We start from the raw sequence: 3,030 nt of genomic DNA on the forward strand, positions 1-3,030 counted from the left end.
ACCCCGACCTTGGCAAGGTCGTGCTCTACCAACTGAGCTATTTCCGCATAAACCTGCCCGTCATTTATAAAAAGTTTTACGTCTGACAAGCGCTGCAAAAGTATAAAAAAAATGGTTTCGGCAAAACGCTTTTTGTCAAATTTCGTTTGAAAACGGAAAAGCCGCTGCAAACGTTTTTGCAGCGACTTTTGCCTATGGAGAGCAGAAATAATGATTAACAATAATTTATGAATTTTGAAAGGCTTCAAACCTTTTACTGCTACCGGGAGATAAAAACTCTGATGCCTCCCGGAAAAGACTTTTAAAGGCGCGGTCGACCTTCTCCTGAATTGAAGAATCGGATAAAGGGAAAGGCGTTTCGTGACTATATTCAAAGTCAAAGTCACTCACCCTGACATTCTTATTACCGCCAATGGATAACGTTTTATAGATTGCATCACCCGGAATGACATGATCCATTTTCAACCCCACAGCCTTAATTTTCTTTATCATCTCCAATGTATTACTCTGCATTTTCCTGAATTTATCTACCGAAAGAAGGGAAGTAAAAACCTCCCAGACACGGTTACTAAACGGACCCAGACACTCGGGAAATTTCCATCTTCCTGTTGAAGTTTCAGTTTCGTTGATAAACTGCCTTAAAGTTTCGAAAGCCCTGTTATCCATGATACTCCTGGAACGTCCATCCATTTGGTCAAAAGTTGAACCGCCACAAAAGAAAAATGCCTTACTGGAAGAAAACAAATCAAACGGATTTGACAACAGTAGTATTTCCGTAACAAAAGCACCGATGGAATAAGCGAAAAAATCTACCGAAGCACCGGCTTTAAACAACGGATGATGTCCTGATTTAATTTGCCGGGTGAGTTCCACTATATCGGCAATACTCTGAATCCCGGACAAAATAAAAACTTCGGGCGATAAATCGATTCTCTGGCTGAGAGCAGCATTGGCAAAAGAGCTGTTCCCGATTTTTCCATAACTTTTTTCACGACTCCCAACCACTTTATTCATTTGTCTGGGAAAACTCCATGAAGAAGGAGACCTGTTCATATGGTTAGCCAAAGGAAACAGAATAACAGGAACTCTTGTACTCAATGCAAGAACATAGGCCCAAGATAGATATTTTTCCCAGGAACGTTCATTCAAACCATGCAACAAAATGATGGCTTTTTGCTGTCCGTGCCTTTCTGCCGGTTCAAAAACGGCATACCGGAAAAACCTGTTTTTATTGTTATTATCGGAAAGTAAGCTCAAATCATAAACCGACTTTTCATCTTTACCGAATGGAAACGTTATAGCAGATTCCCGTACCACACATGATTCGAAAGAAAATGTATGCATTGCAACCCAGCTATCCAATTGATGATAAGGTCGTTCCAAATCAAATTGCTGCTTAAGCTTGCTATGTAATTCTTTAAGAAAATTCATATCTCCAAGCGGGTTAATAATTTCATCCGTACAAAATTTGTTTATTAAGGTCGGATGGAACTCGCATGCAAGGGTTTATACATGTTCTCTTGTGACAAACTTTGCCATGCTCGTTTCATCAGTATAAAATTAGTCTAAGTTATTGGTCTGATGGAACTCGCATGATTGAGTTTTATACATGTTCTTTTGTGACAATCTTGGTCATGCTCGTTTCATGCAAATCTTTAAAAATGTTTGCACGTGTAAATGTTGAGTGCAGTATAAAAAGCATATTTTTGTCAAAATCAAGGCGTTTTAAATTTTTATACCGGAGTTAACTCCTTATTAATGAGGATTCATCCGTATAAGATTCATTTAAGTTATTGGTCGAATGGAACTCGCATGATTGATTTTACACATAAACTTTTGTGATGTGACAAACCTTGTCATGCTCGTTTCAAAAATTCAAAACAACACTGAGGTTGGCAACAAAGATGCTTTTCAGACCAGGATCAAGGTTCAATATTGAATGGAAATCGACACAGAGGTTGGTGTAATAAACACAATTTGATTATTAATTTCTGACAAATATCATTATTTTTGAACTATATAATTGACCTGATCTATTTATATTATAGATTAAACAAGTCCAGATTATTCGTGACGAGTTCCATCTACGCTTAGTAAATAAATTTTATACGGATGAGAAAAACGAGGCGACAAATACCGGATTATTTTGTAACAAAGAAAAATACGATACTTCAGGTAGTATTTGCAACCTTGTTCGCTTATGTTTTCATAAACATTTACAGGCCATTTGGATCGGGAGAGTGGTATAATGTGACACGGCGGGAATTTTCATTTTACTCCGCATTGCTTGTTATTGCGGGGATGCTTATCGTTTTCATCAGTCGCATTTTCCTGATGTTTCTGATAAAAAAAGAGAAACCCGTCACCATAAGATACTACGTACTGATGGTTTTAGGCGAAATATTGTTCATGGCAGCAATGTATGCTTTTCTTCAGAAAATGGTGATGGACGACAGGCGAAAGTTTTTGTATCTCATGTATCAGGCCCTTCACAATACGGCTCTTATCCTGCTTATTCCTTATGTGATCAGCCTGCTTTTCTTTGCATGGAAAGCAAAATCAATCAGTTTCAACAATCTTTTGCAGCAAATAAGAAGCAGTTCCAGCTTTATATCGTTTCATGATGAAAAGGGGATATTAAGGATTTCTCTGAAAACAAACGACTTACTTTATCTGGAATCTTCAGATAATTATGTATCCATTAAATATCTTCAGAACAACCGGCCTAAATCGGTACTAATTCGTAACACGTTAAAGAACATTGAAAAAGAATTCGAAAATTCGTTCCTGCTCAGATGTCATCGCTCATATATGGTAAATGTGAACAAGGTAAGCATGGTAAAAAGAGAAGGAAACAACATGAAGTTGCAAATTGAAAGCCCGGACAATGTATTTATACCAGTATCAAGGGGATATGCTCCCGTTGTAAAAAAATTTTTTGATGGAAATATGAATTAATGGGGCCAGGCATATAATATAATTATTGAGTGCGGTATAAAAAGCATATTTTTGTCAAAATCAAGGCGTTTT

The 3,030-nt window shown here is 37.3% G+C and carries 3 protein-coding genes; 1 reads left to right on the forward strand and 2 read right to left on the reverse strand.

What is annotated here, in order from left to right; genetic code table 11:
- Together ATH1_RS22035 and ATH1_RS0117625 are read right to left on the reverse strand one after the other, a co-directional pair.
- Window positions 1-221, reverse strand: a 221-nt coding sequence (locus ATH1_RS22035) for a hypothetical protein (RefSeq protein ID WP_211208093.1), incomplete at its 3' end; no start/stop codon positions are given.
- A 4-nt stretch (window positions 222-225) separates the two neighbouring features.
- Window positions 226-1,431 carry a DUF6051 family protein gene (locus ATH1_RS0117625; protein WP_010421311.1) on the reverse strand — a complete coding sequence of 402 codons (1,206 nt, stop codon included), beginning with the start codon at window positions 1,429-1,431 and terminating at the stop codon, window positions 226-228.
- Between the two features lie 681 nt (window positions 1,432-2,112).
- Here ATH1_RS0117625 and ATH1_RS0117635 point away from each other — a divergent pair.
- The gene (locus ATH1_RS0117635; protein ID WP_010421309.1) at window positions 2,113-2,958 is read left to right on the forward strand and encodes a LytTR family DNA-binding domain-containing protein; all 846 of its coding nucleotides are present in this window, start codon (window positions 2,113-2,115) and stop codon (window positions 2,956-2,958) included.
- Window positions 2,959-3,030: the final 72 nt, after the last annotated feature.

This window comes from Anaerophaga thermohalophila DSM 12881 (genome assembly GCF_000191885.1).
Lineage (GTDB): Bacteria > Bacteroidota > Bacteroidia > Bacteroidales > Marinilabiliaceae > Anaerophaga > Anaerophaga thermohalophila.

What these genes read in the sequence shown, in the direction of transcription:
- ATH1_RS0117625 (WP_010421311.1), bottom strand. Translation starts at nt 1,431, where the DNA reads ATGAATTTTCTTAAAGAATTACATAGCAAGCTTAAGCAGCAATTTGAT.
- ATH1_RS0117635 (WP_010421309.1), top strand. Translation starts at nt 2,113, where the DNA reads ATGAGAAAAACGAGGCGACAAATACCGGATTATTTTGTAACAAAGAAA.